The organism is Shinella sp. M27, assembly GCF_049199905.1.
Lineage (GTDB): Bacteria > Pseudomonadota > Alphaproteobacteria > Rhizobiales > Rhizobiaceae > Shinella.
Genome location: NZ_JBLZPK010000060.1, coordinates 143,071 through 157,334, shown reverse-complemented (window position 1 = coordinate 157,334; position 14,264 = coordinate 143,071). Strand labels below are relative to the sequence as shown.

Here is a 14,264-nt window from a genome sequence, read left to right as displayed (position 1 = left end):
AAACGGCGTCGGCAAATTTTTGATTTACGTACATCAAAAATTCCTCTAAGGGTCTCGGCACGGAGGAGCGATGAGACCCACAGTCCATGACATTGCCGCGGAAGCGGGCGTGAGCCTTGCCACCGTCGATCGGGTTTTGAACGATCGGCCGGGTGTGCGCGGCGTCACCAAGGCCAAGGTCGAGGCGGCCATCGCATCGCTTGGCTATGTGCGCGATGTCGCGGCGGCCAACCTCGCCAAGAGCCGCGTCTATCCGCTTGTCTTCATCCTGCCCGAGGGCGACAATCCCTTCATGCGTGGCCTGGAAGCGGAAGTACGACGCACCGGCCTGCACTCCGCCATCGAGCGTACCCGGCTCTCCGTCGTGACGGTTCCAGCCTTCGATGCGGCAGCGCTGGCGGCAGCGATGGACGCAGCCATCGCCGAGGGCGTTTCCGGCATCGCCACAGTTGCGGTCGATGCCCCCGAGGTCTTTGCCGCGATCGACCGTGCGCGCGAGGCGGGCGTTCCGGTCGTCACCCTCGTCTCCGACCTCTCGGGCTCGGGCCGCGATCATTTCATCGGCGTCGACAACATCGCCGCCGGCCGCACTGCCGGTAGCCTGATGGGCCGTTTCCTCGGCCACCGGCCGGGGCCGGTGGCCGTGCTTGCCGGCTCGATGCGCGTGCGCGATCATGGCGAGCGCCTCGAAGGCTTTCTCGCTGCCATGTCGGCCATGCCGGACGCCCGCGCGATCCTGCCGGTCTTGGAAGGCCAGGACGATCCGGATCTGTCTTTCAAACTGATCGCTAATTGCCTTGCGGCCGTGCCCGATCTCGCCGGCATCTACAATCTCGGCGCCGGCAACCGCGGTCTGCTGAAGGCGCTGGTGGCGCGCGGCGCGGACCTTTGCGTGATCGTGCATGAGCTCACCGGCGAGACCCGCGGCGCGCTCGAAAGCGGGGTCGTCGACGCCGTGCTCAATCAGGATGCCGGCCATGAGGTGCGCAGCGCCATTCGCGTGCTGCGGGCCAAGGCGGATGGCCTGTCGGTCAATGCCGCGCAGGAGCGCATCCGCCTCGACATCTTCATCAAGGACAACCTTCCGCCGGCCGGTCCGGACGAGGAATAGGAGAGCCACATGTATCTCGGGATCGACTTGGGCACGTCGGGCGTCAAGGCCATGCTCATCGATGGCGACCAGCGCGTCATCGGCTCGGCCACCGGCCAGGAGGTCGCCACCGCGCGTCCGCATGCCGGCTGGTCCGAGCAGGACCCGGCCGACTGGATTCGCGCGACGGAGGAAGCGATTGCCGGCCTTCGCGCCGCCCACCCCGCCGAGCTTTCGGCCGTGCGCGGCATCGGCCTTTCCGGCCATATGCACGGCGCGACCTTGCTCGATGCCGAGGACAAGGTGCTGCGCCCCTGCATTATGTGGAACGACACGCGCAGCCATCGCGAGGCGGCAAGCCTCGATGCCGATCCGCGCTTCCGCAAGATCACCGGTAACATCGTCTTCCCCGGCTTCACCGCGCCGAAACTCGCCTGGGTGAAGAACAACGAGCCGGATATCTTTGCGAAAGTCCGCTGGGTCCTGCTGCCGAAGGACTTTTTGCGCGTCTGGCTGACCGGCGAGCATCTGTCGGAAATGTCGGATTCCGCCGGCACGTCCTGGCTCGATACCGGTGCCCGCAAGTGGTCGGCGGAGCTTCTCGCCGCGACGGGTCTCGAAGAGCGCCAGATGCCGGGGCTGGTGGAGGGCACGGATGCCGCCGGCATCCTTCGCCCGGAGCTTGCCGCCCGATGGGGCCTCGGTGAGGGCGTCGTCGTGGCGGGCGGAGCTGGCGACAATGCCGCCTCGGCCTGCGGCATGGGCACGGTGCGCGAGGGCGCGGCCTTCGTGTCGCTTGGCACGTCGGGTGTGCTCTTTGCGGCCAATGCCAGCTATCTGCCGAACCCGGAAAGTGCGGTCCATGCCTTCTGCCACGCACTGCCGAATACCTGGCACCAGATGGGCGTCATCCTTTCGGCGACCGACGCGCTGAACTGGCATTCGCGCGTCACCGGCGCCTCCGCCGCCGACCTGACGAAGGAACTCGGCGATGCGCTGCAAGCGCCCTCCGGCGTCACCTTTCTGCCCTATCTCTCCGGCGAGCGCACGCCGCACAATGATGCCGCCATCCGCGGGGCCTTCCTCGGGCTCGGCCATGAAAGCAGCCGTGTTGTGCTGACGCAGGCGGTGCTGGAGGGCGTGTCCTTCGCGATCCGTGACAGCCTCGAAGCGCTGAAATCCGCCGGCACCAAGCTGTCGCGCGTCACGGCCATCGGCGGCGGCTCGCGCTCGCGCTACTGGCTGAAATCCATCGCCACGGCGCTCGGCCTTCCCGTCGATCTCCCGGCGGATGGTGATTTCGGTGCGGCTTTCGGCGCCGCCCGTCTCGGCCTCATCGCCGCGACCGGTGCCGATCCCGTCGCGGTCTGCACCGCGCCCGTGACCGCTGAGACCATCGAACCCGAGGCGGCGCTCGGCGCGGCCTATGAAGGTGCCTATCAGCGCTACCGCCGGCTCTATCCGGCCGTCCGCGCCGCTTACTGACCCCAAACCATTTCAAGAGGAGACATCATGGCTACCGGCTTTTTCGGCGATATCGCCAAGATCAAATACGAAGGCCCCGACAGCACCAACCCGCTGGCCTTCCGCCACTACAATCCCGACGAGATCGTCGCCGGCAAGCGCATGGAAGATCACCTGCGCTTTGCCGTCGCCTACTGGCACACCTTCGTCTGGCCGGGCGGCGACCCCTTCGGCGGCCAGACCTTCGAGCGCCCGTGGTTCGAGGACAACATACAGGCGGCGAAGCTGAAGGCCGATGTCGCCTTCGAATTCTTTCAGCTGCTCGGCGTTCCCTTCTACTGCTTCCACGATGCGGACGTGCGCCCGGAAGGCAAGGACTTCGTTGAGAACACGAGGAATCTGAACGAGATCGTCGATTACTTTGCCAGGAAACAGGCCGAGACCGGCGTGAAGCTGCTCTGGGGCACGGCGAACCTCTTCTCCAACCGCCGCTATATGGGTGGTGCCGCGACGAACCCGGATCCCGACGTTTTCGCGTTCGCCGCCGCGACGGTGAAGACCTGCATGGACGCCACGCACCGCCTCGGCGGTGACAACTACGTGCTGTGGGGCGGCCGCGAGGGCTACGAGACGCTGCTCAACACCAATCTCGGCCAGGAACTCGATCAGCTCGGCCGCTTCGTCAACATGGTCGTCGAATACAAGCACAAGATCGGCTTCAAGGGCGCGATCCTGATCGAGCCCAAGCCGCAGGAGCCGACCAAGCACCAGTACGACTACGACGTCGCGACGGTCTTCGGCTTCCTCAAGAAATACGGCCTTGAGAACGAGGTGAAGGTCAATATCGAGCAGGGCCATGCGATCCTGGCCGGCCATTCCTTCGAGCACGAGCTGGCGCTGGCCAATGCGCTCGGCATCTTCGGTTCCATCGACATGAACCGCAACGATTACCAGTCCGGCTGGGATACCGACCAGTTCCCCAACAACGTGCCGGAAATGGCGCTGGCCTTCTATCAGGTTCTCGCCGGCGGCGGCTTCACCACCGGCGGCACGAATTTCGATGCGAAGCTGCGCCGCCAGTCGATCGATCCGGAAGACCTGCTGATCGGCCACATCGGCGGCATGGATTGCTGCGCGCGCGGCCTGAAGGCTGCGGCCAGGATGATCGAGGACAAGGCGCTGTCGGCTCCGCTCGCCGATCGCTATGCCGGTTGGCAGTCTCCGGAAGCGCAGAACGTGCTTTCGGGCGGTTCTTCGCTGGAGGCTTTGGAGGCCTACGTGCTGAACCACGGCGTCAATCCGAAGCCGCGTTCCGGCAAGCAGGAACTCCTGGAAAACGTGGTCAATCGCTACGTCTGATCCCTGCTGTCGTCGGCTGAAGATCGAAGGGCGTCCTCGTGGCGCCCTTTTCTTTTCTACGTTGCGGAACGCTTTGCCTCACGTAAGGTTAGATATATCTTTTTGTTGTATTCAATAACAATGGAATCAAGTGGTATTTACTGGTGTCAATCATAACAGTAAGGAGCGCTTATCAGATATTTTTGATTCCGGATTGTTGTTCGTCAATTTTGAAGCAAGTATTTCCTTTCGATCTATAGTGTTTATTTACTATCAACTGCAAAAAATCACGACAAACCGGAAGCCGGCCTCTTGATTCGGGACTTGGCGCCAGTTGCCCTCCGCAGCAAAGGAATTTTCGGATGTCGGTGCACGATACCAAGACCCAGCAGCTCAACGAACGTCTCCAGTTCGTCAATTTCGATACGGCTCAGCGCGACGCGCTGAAGAATGCCTTGCCGACGATCTCGGCATCGCTCGGCGGCGCGCTCGACATCTTCTACACCAAGGCCCGCGCGACGCCCGAGACGGCCCGGTTCTTTTCCAACGAGGCGCATATCCAGAGCGCCAAGGGGCGTCAGGTCAAGCATTGGGAAGTGATCGGTTCGGCGAAATTCGACACGCACTATGTCGATGCCGTCACGACGATCGGCAAGACCCATGCCCGCCTCGGCCTCGAGCCGCGCTGGTACATCGGCGGCTATGCGCTGATCCTAGAGGCGATCGTCGAGGGCGTCATCGCCAAGCACCTCGAGGGGTTTCTCTACCGCAAGAAGGCTGCGGCGATCAGCGGTGAGATCAACGCCATCGTGAAAGCGGCGCTTGTCGATATGGACTATGCGATCTCCGTCTATCTGGAAGCCCTTCAGGAGGAGCGTGAGAAATCGGAAGCAGAGCGGCAGGCCCGCAACGCGGAGCAGGAGGAGGCGCTGGGTGCGCTCGACACCTCGCTCAATCGGCTTGCCGGCGGCGATCTCACGGCCTCCATCGCCAAGCCGCTCGCCCCGCAGTTCGAGCGCCTGCGCACCAATTTCAATGCCGCCATCGAAAAGCTGGACGATACGTTGGGTTCCATCGTGACGGCGGCCGAGGATGCCGCCGGCAATTCCGGCGAGCTGGTCAATGCCACCGACGACATGGCCAAGCGCACCGAGCAGCAGGCCGCTTCACTTGAGGAAACCGCTGCGGCCGTCGAGGAGATCACCACTATTTCCCGCGAGGCGGCGATCCGTGCCGAGGAAGCCCGCCGCGTCGTCGGCAGCGCGACGGAGGAGGCCAAGCGCTCCGGCCAGATCGTCGAGCAGGCCGTCACCGCCATGGGTGCGATCCAGGAGTCCTCTGGCAAGATCACCCAGATTATCGGCGTGATCGACCAGATCTCCTTCCAGACCAACCTTCTGGCGCTCAATGCCGGCGTCGAGGCGGCGCGAGCAGGCGAGGCCGGCAAGGGCTTTGCCGTCGTGGCGCAGGAGGTTCGCGAACTCGCCCAGAAATCCGCGGAGGCGGCCAAGGAGATCAAGTCGCTGATCGACAAGTCCTTCGAGGACGTGCAGCTCGGCGTGTCCTTGGTCCACAAGACCGGCGAGGCGCTGCATCACATCGGCGAGCAGGTGGTGCATGTCAATGCGCATATCGACGCCATGAGCAATTCCGCCCGCGAGCAGTCGGCCGGCATCTCCGAAATCAACACGGCGGTCGGCAGCATGGATCAGATGACCCAGCAGAATGCCGCGATGGTCGAGGAAACCAATGCGGCCACGCACAATCTAATGCAGATCAGTACGACATTGAAGGGGCTGGTCGACCGGTTCACCGTCTCGGCGACCCGCGTACAGCGCGCGGCGAAGCCGGCACATCGCCGCTACGGCTAGAAATACCTCTAGCGGCGCACGAAGCGCCGCGCGGGCGTAGACACCGAATTGCGGACGATCAGGTCCGGCCGAAGCAGGATTTCCGTTTCGGCCGGTTCGTTGTTGGACAGCAGCTCGAAGAGCAACGCCATGGCGCTCCTGCCGATGGCTGTGCGCGGCTGGCGGATCGTTGTCAGCGACGGCGTCATGAAGCTCGCCTGCGGCACGTCGTCGAAACCGGTTACGGAAAAATCGCTCGGGATATCGTAGCCGCGCGCGCCAAGCCCGATCATCACGCCGATGGCGGTCTGGTCGTTGACGCACATGAAGGCGCTCGGCAGCGTGTCGCGCATGAAAAGCTGCTCGAGGGCGAGGCGGCCGCTCTCGATCGTCCCGTCGCCCTCCAGGATGAGGCGCTCACCGAGCGGCACGCCTGCGGCATCCATTCCTGCATCATAGCCCTGCCGGCGGCGGCTATAGGCGAGGCGCGTGCGCGAATCACCGATGAAGGCGATCTTGCGGTGTCCCTCGGCGATCAGGAGGTCGACGGCCTTGCGGGCACCCTCGATGTCATCGACGCCGACATAGGGGATGCCGCCATTATAGACCGGCTCGAAAACGCCAACGCTGGGCGGCAGGCGCGCGGTCATGCTCTGATGGCCGAAGGGCAGGATGCCGGTGAACAGGATGAGCCCGGCCGCCTGGTTGGAATTCAGGAACTTCAGATATTCCAGCCCGCGCTGTGGATCGTTCTGGGTGTGGCCGATCAGGATGCCGTAGCCATGCGCGCGCGCCTCGTTTTCCAGGCCGACGAGGATGTTGGAGAAGTTGGGGTCGCCGATATCGGGCGCCACGACGAGGATCATGTTCGAGCGGCCAAGCCTCAGGCTGCGCGCCATGGCATTGGTCGTGTAGCCGGTGATGGCGATCGCCTGGTTGACCTTCAGCCGCGTCGAATTCGCCACTTTTTCCGGGGTGTGGATCGCCCGCGATACGGTCGCGATCGAGACCTGCGCGATGCGCGCGACGTCCTCGATCGTGGCGGGGCTGGATGCAGACAACTGGCTCTCACTCGGCGGTGGCAATGCCAGTCTGGCGATCTGGAATTGCTGAAATCAAACGAAGTGCGGGGACACTACACAGACTGGACCGGTGGTCAAACGGCGCTTGCTGAAAATTCCTGATATCCCATGATGTAAACCTTTACATAGATCGTGTAAAGGTTTACATCATGCTCAAGCGGTCGAGGAGCCGCAGGGAGGAAATCGATGAATCCGGACGCTGTCGACGGGGCTCCCGTCGTTCTTTCCGCGCGCCGTATCAGCAAGTCGTTCAACGGCGTGCAGGTCCTGTTCAGCGTCAATTTCGAGCTTCGCGCCGGTGAAATCCACGCGCTGATGGGCGAGAATGGTGCTGGCAAATCCACCCTCGTGAAAATCCTCTCGGGTTTCGAGCAGCCGACCTCGGGCGAGATTCTGTTTGACGGGCAACCCGTCAAGCTGCCGCCGAACGGCCAGGCCGAGCATCTCGGCATCGTCATCATCCACCAGGAATTCAACCTCGCCGAACATCTGACTGTCACCGAGAGCCTGTTTCTCGGCCGCGAGGTCACCCGTTTCGGCATGCTCGACCGCAAGTTCATGCGCACTGAGACGCGCCGCGTGCTCGACCAGCTCGGCTCGCATGTCGACGCGAATGCGATGATCAGCTCGCTCTCCATCGCCGACAAGCAGATGGTGGAGATCGCCAAGGCGATCAGCCGTGATGCGCGCATCATCTTCATGGACGAGCCGACCGCCGTGCTCTCCCGCGAGGAGACCAATTATCTCTTCCGGCAGGTGCGCAAGCTGCGCGAAAAGGGCACATCCTTCGTCTTCGTCTCGCACAAGCTGGACGAGGTGATGGAGCTGACCGACCGCGTGACCGTGCTGCGCGACGGGCAATGGGTGAAGACCGCGCCGACCAGCATTCTCGACGGCGAATCCATCGCGCAGCTGATGGTCGGCCGTGAGCTCTCCAGTCTCTATCCCGGCAAGCAGGAGCCGAGCATTGACGAAGAGGTGACGCTCGCCGTCTCCGGGCTGACGACGCATTATGTGCAGGATGCGAGCTTCGAGGTGCGCAAGGGCGAGATCCTCGGCTTTTCCGGCCTGATCGGCTCGGGCCGCACGGAATTGATGGAAGCGGTCGCGGGCCTGCGTTCGCGCGTTTCAGGCGAGGTTACGGTGCGCGGCGAAAGCGTGTCGGCCGGCGATGTGCATGCCGCCAACCGCGTCGGCATCGCCTATATGACCAAGGACCGCAAGCATAAGGGCCTGCTGCTCAATTCCCGCATGACGGCGAACCTGACGCTGCAATCGCTCGATCAGCACGGCAAATACGGTTATCTCAGCCCGAAGAGCGAGGCCGCGGCGCTTGAGCGTGCCCGCCGTCGCTTCGACATCCGCGTGCGGGACGGGCGTGTGGTCGCCGGCCGCATGTCGGGCGGCAACCAGCAGAAGCTTTTGCTCGCCAAGGTCATGGAGACCGAACCCGACGTCATCATCATCGACGAGCCGACGCGCGGCATCGATGTCGGCACCAAGCAGCAGATCTACCATTTCATTTCCGCACTCGCCCGCGACGGCAAGTCGATCATCGTCGTCTCCTCGGAGATGCCGGAGATCATCGGGCTATGCACCCGCGTCGCCGTCATGCGCGAGGGGCGGATCGTCGGCATTCTCGAGGGCGAGGAAATCTCCGAACAGGAGATCATGCGCTATTCGGCAGGGTTGAAGAAGAAGACCGCGGCCTGAGCGTCAGCGGGCTGCGAGAGCATTTCCAGCCGAAGCGGTTTCGCTTCGGCGTCGGACAATGCGTTAAAAAACAAGAAGCGAGAGCATTTCCGGTCTGCCGGAAATGCTCTGGGCAACAACGATTTTGGGTTGGGGACAAACATGACCGCAGGCGAAGATACGGTTGAAACGAAGGCGCGCGGCCGAAGCTGGCGGGATGTCGATCTGAGAGCCGTCGCGCCCTTTGCTGCGCTTGCGCTGCTGCTTATCGTCGGTGCGCTGGTCAATCCGAATTTCATCGGCATCAACAACCTCGCGAATGTCGCGACCCGCAGCGCCTTTATCGCGATCATCGCCGTCGGTGCGACCTTCGTCATCTCGTCGGGCGACCTCGACCTTTCGGTCGGCTCGATGGTCGCCTTCGTCGCCTCGATCATGATCATCTTCATGAATTCCGGTGCGATTGCCGATCCGGGCCTGATGCTTGCGGCAGCTGTCGTGCTGACCATGGTCATCGGCGCGGCCTGCGGTCTCGCCAACGGCCTCATCACCACCGTCGGCAAGATCGAGCCGTTCATCGCGACGCTCGGCACGATGGGCATCTATCGCGGCCTCACCACGTGGCTGTCGCAGGGCGGCGCGATCACCCTGCGCGAGCCGGAATTGCAGGCGCTCTATCGCCCGGCCTATTTCGGCTACATCCTCGGCGTGCCGGTGCCGATCGTCGTCATCCTCGTCGTCACCGCGATTGCCGCCTTCATCCTCTATCGCACGCGCTATGGCCGCCATGTCGTCGCCGTCGGCTCGAATGCGGATGTCGCGCGCTATTCTGGCATCCCGGTCAACCGTGTGCGCACCATCGCCTTCGTCATCCAGGGACTCTGCGTGGCGATTGCCGTGCTGCTCTATGTGCCGCGCCTCGGCTCCACCTCGGCCACGACCGGCATCCTGTGGGAACTCCAGGCGATCACGGCCGTCGTCGTCGGCGGCACGGCGCTGAAGGGCGGGGCGGGGCGCGTCTGGGGCACGATCTGCGGCGCCTTCATTCTCGAACTGGTCGGCAACATCATGCTGCTCTCCAACTTCATCAGCGAATATCTGATCGGGGCCATTCAGGGCGCGATCATCATCATTGCGATGCTCGTCCAGCGCTCGCTGGTACGGAAATCGTGAGACCAGGCAGGGCCGGCATGCGCAAAGCGGCCGGGCCTGCGGGGACGTAGCCGGGTTCACAGGTCCCCGGTGAGGAACGAAGACCTGCTTTTGGGAGGAAACTCATGCGCAAGAAACTTTTGGGCCTGACGGTTGCGGCGATGGCGCTGATCGCCGGTGCCGTTCATGCGGAAGACAAGAAGGTGACGATCGGCGTCTCCATTCCGGCGGCTGACCACGGCTGGACCTCCGGCGTCGTCTATCACGCCGAGCGTGTCGCCAAGCTCCTCATGGAGCGCAATCCGGGCCTCAACGTCATCGTGAAGACCTCGCCGGATCCGGCAAGCCAGGCGAATGCCGTGCAGGACCTGGAAACGCAGGGCATCGACGCGCTCGTCATCCTGCCGACCGACCCGGATCCGCTGGTCAACGCCATCAAGGAAGTCAAGGGCAAGGGCACCTTCGTCGCGCTAGTCGACCGTGCGCCGAGCACCAACGACAATTCCGTGCGTGACCTCTATGTCGCCGGCAACAACTTCGCACTTGGCCAGACGGCCGGCGAATATATCAAGACCCAGACGCCGGACGCCGAAGTCGTCGTTATCAGGGGCATGGCGATCCCGATCGACCAGCAGCGCCAGGATGGTTTCGACAAGGGCATCGAAGGTTCGAACGTCAAGGTTCTCGACCGCCAGTACGGCAACTGGAACCGCGACGATGCCTTCAAGGTCATGCAGGACTACCTGACCAAGTACCAGAAGATCGACGTCGTATGGTGCCAGGACGACGACATGGCCGTCGGCGTTCTCCAGGCCATCGAGCAGGCCGGCCGCAAGGACATCCAGTATGTCATCGCCGGTGCCGGTTCGAAGGACATGATCAAGAAGGTCATGGATGGCGACAAGATGATCCCGGTCGACGTGCTCTATCCGCCGGCAATGGTCGGTACCGCGCTCGAAATGACCGCCGCCAATTTCTACGGCCAGGTCCCGGTTCGCGGCGTCTACACGATCGATGCCACGCTGGTGACGAAGGACAACGCGAAGGACTTCTACTTCCCGGACTCCCCGTTCTGATCTGATGACATGAAGGCCGCCCGGGACATGATGATCCGGGCGGCTTTTCTTTCGCCTTTTCGTGGGTCTCATCCGCACTTTCACATTGCCCGATCCGCCAAAGGCCGATAGCTTTCCACGCGCTGTGGTACGTACCGCAAAAATTTCTGAGACAGGCCGCGAGGATCGGCCGAGTTCCTGGGAGGACGCCGATATGAAGACGATCAAGGGCCCGGCCCTGTTTCTTGCACAGTTCGCGGGTGATGCCGCACCGTTCAATTCCTGGGACTCGATCACCAAATGGGCCGCCGATATAGGCTACAAGGGCGTGCAGGTTCCAAGCTGGGACGGCCGCTTCATCGACCTGAAGAAGGCCGCATCCTCCAAGGCCTATTGCGATGAATTTGCCGGCAAGGCACGCGAGAACGGCGTCGAGGTTACGGAACTCTCGACGCACCTGCAGGGGCAGCTCGTTGCCGTGCATCCTGCCTATGACGAAGCCTTCGATGGCTTTGCGGCGCCGGAAGTGCGCGGCAATCCGAAAGCACGGCAGGAATGGGCGGTCGAGCAGGTGAAGATGGCGCTGACGGCGTCGAAGCATCTCGGCCTCGATGCGATGGCGAGCTTCTCCGGCGCTCTCGCCTGGCCCTTCGTCTATCCCTGGCCGCAGCGTCCCGCCGGCCTCGTCGAGACTGCCTTCGATGAGCTGGCGAAACGCTGGAAGCCGATCCTCGACCATGCCGAGGATTGCGGCGTCGATGTCTGCTACGAGATCCATCCGGGCGAGGACCTGCACGACGGCATCACCTACGAGATGTTCCTGGAGCGCACCGGCAATCATGCCCGCGCCTGCATGCTCTACGATCCCTCGCACTACATCCTGCAGTGCCTCGACTATCTCGACAATATCGACATCTACAAGGACCGCATCCGCATGTTCCATGTGAAGGATGCCGAGTTCAATCCGACGGGTCGGCAGGGGGTCTATGGCGGCTATCAGGGCTGGGTGAACCGCGCCGGCCGCTTCCGCTCGCTGGGCGACGGCCAGGTCGATTTCGGCGCCGTCTTCTCCAAGATGGCCGCGAACGATTTCGCCGGCTGGGCCGTGGTTGAATGGGAATGCGCGCTGAAGCATCCGGAAGACGGTGCCCGTGAGGGTGCGGAATTCGTGAAGGCCCATATCATCCGCGTGACGGAAAAGGCCTTCGACGATTTTGCCGACAGCGGCACCGATCAGGCCGCGAACCGGCGTATGCTGGGACTTTAAGGAGGAACACCGCATGGCAATCGAAGGAAGCGCAAGCGAAACACGGGAACGCCGCATCCGGCTTGGCATGGTCGGCGGCGGCTCCGGCGCCTTCATCGGCGCGGTGCACCGCATCGCGGCCCGGCTGGACGATCATTATGAGCTGGTCGCCGGTGCGCTGTCGTCCTCGCCGGAAAAGGCCGAGCAGTCGGCGCGCGAACTGGGGCTCGACCCGTCGCGCAGCTATGGCAGTTTCAAGGAAATGGCCATCCGCGAGGCCAAGCTGAAGAACGGCATCGAGGCGGTGGCGATCGTCACGCCGAACCATGTGCATTACGAGGCGGCGAAGGAATTCCTGAAACGCGGTATCCATGTCATCTGCGACAAGCCGCTGACCTCGACGCTGCCGGATGCGCGCAAGCTGAAGACGCTCGCCGAGGAGAGCGATGCGCTCTTCGTGCTCACCCACAATTACACAGGCTATCCGATGGTCCGTCAGGCCCGCGAAATGGTCGCGAACGGCGAACTCGGCACGATCCGGCTGGTGCAGATGGAATATCCGCAGGACTGGCTGACGGAAGACATCGAGAGCAGCGGCCAGAAACAGGCGGCCTGGCGCACGGATCCCAGCAAGTCGGGCGCGGGCGGCTCCACCGGCGATATCGGCACGCATGCCTATAATCTTGGCTGCTTCGTCTCCGGTCTGGAGCTGGAAGAGCTCTCGGCCGATCTCGACAGCTTCGTGCCGGGCCGCAAGCTCGATGACAACGCCCATGTCATGATGCGTTTCAAGGAGAAGGACGGCGCCCGCGCCAAGGGTATGCTGTGGTGCAGCCAGGTCGCGCCCGGCCATGAGAACGGCCTGAAGGTGCGCGTCTATGGTACCAAGGGCGGCCTCGAGTGGGTGCAGGCCGATCCGAACTATCTCTGGTACACGCCCTTCGGTGAGCCGAAGCGCCTGATCACCCGCAACGGTGCCGGCTCGGGTGCCGCCGCCGCTCGCATGAGCCGCGTGCCGTCGGGACATCCGGAAGGCTACCTCGAAGGCTTCGCCAATATCTATTCGGAAGCTGCACGTGCGATCTATGCCAAGCGCAGCGGCGCCAAAGCCGATCCCGCCATCACCTATCCGACGATCGATGACGGCCTCAAGGGCATGCTGTTCGTCGATGCCTGCGTGCAGTCGTCGAAGAAGAACGGCGCCTGGGTCAAGGTCTGAGGCACTTTGCCTGCCGGCCGTCGCGTGTAGCGGCGGCCGCTGGGACTATTCGAAAATGCTGCCGAGGCGGAGCACCAGCTTCTTGTCGAAGAGGTGGCCGCGGTCGAACATCCAGTTGAGCGCGTCGCGCGTCGTCCAGGCGCGTTTGTAGGGGCGGGCGCTGGTCAGGGCCTCGAACACATCGCAGACGGTGGAAAGCCGGATTTCCTGGCTCAGTTGCTCGGCCTTGAGGCCGAGCGGATAGCCGCTGCCGTCGAGCACTTCATGGTGGAACCGGGTGATGTCGAGCGTCAACGGCGACAGGGTGCCGAGCTCCCTCAACAGCCGGTAGCCGATTTCGGGATGGCCGCGCACCACGCTTTTCTCCGCCGCCTCCAGCTGGCCGGTTTTGTTGAGAATGGCGTTCGGCACCATCAGCTTGCCGACATCGTGTAGGAGGCCGGCGACGCCGAGCTCTCGAACCGTCGCGTCGTCATAGTCGAGCAGCCGTGCAAGGCGCATCATCAGCGCGCTGACGGCAAGCGAGTGCACATAGGTGCCTTCGTCCTTGGATTTCAGGCGCGTGACCTTCAGGAAGACATCGGGGGCGGCGTCGATACGGTCGGAAATCTCGTCGGCGACCGGCCCAAGCATTTCGACCCGCAAATCGCCGGAGCGCACGGCGGCGAAGCTGTCGCGCAGCGCGCTTGCGCTCCGGGCTACGCTTTCCTGCGTCTGCTTGCGTTCCTCCGCTGCAAGGGTAGCATCCGCATCGATATCGATCGTGCTGCGTTGCGTGTTGATCAACGCATAGGTCGCAGATGTGGCGAGAATAGCCCGCACGGTCTCGTCGGACTGGATGAGAAAGCGCCGGCCGGAGAATTCGCTGGCGGTGCATTCCACGGACTCGACGAACATGCCTTTGCGTACGAGATGCTTCGGAATTCTCCGTACCACGTCTGTGTCCTCATCCCTGCTCACTGATATTTTGCAGGAACAAAACCTAATCTTTGTTTAAGCATGCTCTGTTTTATGGCGCATTCTGTGGCTTTTACGAAAACGCCGATTGCGGTTTTGCGCCATTGATTTTTGCTCGT

The 14,264-nt window shown here is 63.0% G+C and carries 11 protein-coding genes; 9 read left to right on the top strand and 2 right to left on the bottom strand.

The annotated features are described in order from the left end of the window. The first annotated feature begins 70 nt into the window (after positions 1–70). From ACOZK4_RS22765 to ACOZK4_RS22750, 4 genes are all read left to right on the top strand, one after another. Complete coding sequence (locus ACOZK4_RS22765) at positions 71–1,111, top strand: LacI family DNA-binding transcriptional regulator (protein WP_421593970.1); 1,041 nt, start codon at positions 71–73, stop codon at positions 1,109–1,111. 9 nt (positions 1,112–1,120) lie between these two features. Next, the gene (gene xylB / locus ACOZK4_RS22760; protein WP_421593969.1) at positions 1,121–2,575 is read left to right on the top strand and encodes a xylulokinase; all 1,455 of its coding nucleotides are present in this window, start codon (positions 1,121–1,123) and stop codon (positions 2,573–2,575) included. Between the two features lie 27 nt (positions 2,576–2,602). After that, complete coding sequence (xylA, locus tag ACOZK4_RS22755) at positions 2,603–3,913, top strand: xylose isomerase (protein ID WP_421593968.1); 1,311 nt, start codon at positions 2,603–2,605, stop codon at positions 3,911–3,913. 341 nt (positions 3,914–4,254) lie between these two features. Further along, positions 4,255–5,763 (top strand): methyl-accepting chemotaxis protein, encoded by a 1,509-nt coding sequence (locus tag ACOZK4_RS22750; protein ID WP_421593967.1) that lies wholly within the window; start codon positions 4,255–4,257, stop codon positions 5,761–5,763. Between the two features lie 8 nt (positions 5,764–5,771). On the opposite strand, the gene ACOZK4_RS22745 is transcribed toward ACOZK4_RS22750, so the two are convergent. Beyond that, positions 5,772–6,803, bottom strand: coding sequence for a LacI family DNA-binding transcriptional regulator (locus ACOZK4_RS22745; protein WP_313525634.1), 1,032 nt, complete (start codon positions 6,801–6,803; stop codon positions 5,772–5,774). A gap of 207 nt (positions 6,804–7,010) precedes the next feature. On the opposite strand from ACOZK4_RS22745, the gene ACOZK4_RS22740 reads away from it, so the two are divergent. From ACOZK4_RS22740 to ACOZK4_RS22720, 5 genes are all read left to right on the top strand, one after another. Next, a complete protein-coding gene (locus tag ACOZK4_RS22740) occupies positions 7,011–8,537 on the top strand; it encodes a sugar ABC transporter ATP-binding protein (protein ID WP_421593966.1) in 1,527 nt (508 codons plus the stop codon). A gap of 141 nt (positions 8,538–8,678) precedes the next feature. Then, positions 8,679–9,689, top strand: coding sequence for an ABC transporter permease (locus ACOZK4_RS22735; RefSeq protein WP_421593964.1), 1,011 nt, complete (start codon positions 8,679–8,681; stop codon positions 9,687–9,689). Between the two features lie 104 nt (positions 9,690–9,793). Then, positions 9,794–10,744, top strand: a complete 951-nt coding sequence (locus ACOZK4_RS22730; protein ID WP_313525643.1) for a substrate-binding domain-containing protein — start codon at positions 9,794–9,796, stop codon at positions 10,742–10,744. Between the two features lie 193 nt (positions 10,745–10,937). Then, positions 10,938–11,990, top strand: coding sequence for a sugar phosphate isomerase/epimerase family protein (locus ACOZK4_RS22725; RefSeq protein WP_421593963.1), 1,053 nt, complete (start codon positions 10,938–10,940; stop codon positions 11,988–11,990). A 13-nt stretch (positions 11,991–12,003) separates the two neighbouring features. After that, positions 12,004–13,188, top strand: coding sequence for a Gfo/Idh/MocA family protein (locus ACOZK4_RS22720; protein ID WP_421593962.1), 1,185 nt, complete (start codon positions 12,004–12,006; stop codon positions 13,186–13,188). 45 nt (positions 13,189–13,233) lie between these two features. Here the strand turns inward: ACOZK4_RS22720 and ACOZK4_RS22715 are convergent, their stop codons facing one another. After that, positions 13,234–14,124 (bottom strand): HD-GYP domain-containing protein, encoded by an 891-nt coding sequence (locus ACOZK4_RS22715; RefSeq protein WP_421593961.1) that lies wholly within the window; start codon positions 14,122–14,124, stop codon positions 13,234–13,236. Positions 14,125–14,264 lie beyond the last annotated feature (140 nt).

Coding starts and splice junctions, on each gene's coding strand:
- ACOZK4_RS22765 (WP_421593970.1), top strand. CDS start 71: ATGAGACCCACAGTCCATGACATTGCCGCGGAAGCGGGCGTGAGCCTT.
- xylB (WP_421593969.1), top strand. CDS start 1,121: ATGTATCTCGGGATCGACTTGGGCACGTCGGGCGTCAAGGCCATGCTC.
- xylA (WP_421593968.1), top strand. CDS start 2,603: ATGGCTACCGGCTTTTTCGGCGATATCGCCAAGATCAAATACGAAGGC.
- ACOZK4_RS22750 (WP_421593967.1), top strand. CDS start 4,255: ATGTCGGTGCACGATACCAAGACCCAGCAGCTCAACGAACGTCTCCAG.
- ACOZK4_RS22740 (WP_421593966.1), top strand. CDS start 7,011: ATGAATCCGGACGCTGTCGACGGGGCTCCCGTCGTTCTTTCCGCGCGC.
- ACOZK4_RS22735 (WP_421593964.1), top strand. CDS start 8,679: ATGACCGCAGGCGAAGATACGGTTGAAACGAAGGCGCGCGGCCGAAGC.
- ACOZK4_RS22730 (WP_313525643.1), top strand. CDS start 9,794: ATGCGCAAGAAACTTTTGGGCCTGACGGTTGCGGCGATGGCGCTGATC.
- ACOZK4_RS22725 (WP_421593963.1), top strand. CDS start 10,938: ATGAAGACGATCAAGGGCCCGGCCCTGTTTCTTGCACAGTTCGCGGGT.
- ACOZK4_RS22720 (WP_421593962.1), top strand. CDS start 12,004: ATGGCAATCGAAGGAAGCGCAAGCGAAACACGGGAACGCCGCATCCGG.